At 43.9% G+C, this 904-nt stretch carries 2 protein-coding genes; both read left to right on the forward strand.

The window, feature by feature from the left end:
* On the forward strand, positions 1-267 hold a 267-nt coding region (locus tag A3729_RS32180; protein WP_197475544.1), incomplete at its 5' end, for a hypothetical protein.
* A gap of 147 nt (positions 268-414) precedes the next feature.
* On the forward strand, positions 415-904 hold a 490-nt coding region (locus tag A3729_RS03935), incomplete at its 3' end, for a hypothetical protein (protein WP_197475545.1).

Raw genomic sequence — 904 nt, forward strand, 5'->3', positions numbered from 1 at the left:
GACCTACTGATTTCACTTCGAGAGGGTTACGAGCACAGCAATACTGATTTATTCACTTATGTGCACAGCTCAGACTGGCAGGCACGGGTAAAAGGCCAGGAAGACAGTATTGTTGCGATAGGCGCTGCTTATCCCTATGTTTACGATATATTCTTAATCGATAATCAAGGCAATATTCTGTATACCATTGAGCATGAAGATGACTTTGGTACCAATCTTTTCGACGGGCGCTATGCCCAGACAAAGTTTTCGTGGCTTGTGCAGTAAACACTCAAACAGAAGAAAACGCTTTTTTCAGATATCGAACGCTATGCGCCATCTAAGGGGCGCCCAGATGGTTTTATTGCGGCACCGATCTTTTCGGGTGACGGCGCAGTTATCGGTTCTTTTGCTATTCAAATTAGATTAGAGCAATTGATAAACCTGCTGTCACGAGATTTGGCGAAAATTAATGCTTCACATTATCTAGTCGGTGCCGACGGCTTGCTTAGAACCAGTATCGATGATCAGTCAGAGATTCTGGAGCGAACTATCGCAACTGAACAATTCGAAAAGTGGCGAAAGGAGCATGCAGTAGGTGCTGAAGAAGGCGTTGTATCAAAAGCTTATAGGTGTAAAAAAACTTCAGAATTCCAAACTCATGACTTGGAGCATGACTATGAAGAGGCTTTCGAATATGTGGGGCCGAATGGTGAAGAGGTAATTGGTATTCATCACTCGGTACGCATATTTAATATTGAGTGGAGTTTGATCAGCGAGGTAGATAAGAAAGAAGCTTTGGCTTCGGCGTATTGGCTAAAACAGATAGTAACGGTATTTGTCATACTGACCGGGCCGCTTAGTATTGTCTTGGCTTTGTGGCAGGCACGACGAGTTTCTAGGCCCATTACAAAGCTTGCAGAAG

It is taken from the genome of Oleiphilus sp. HI0043 (assembly GCF_001634935.1).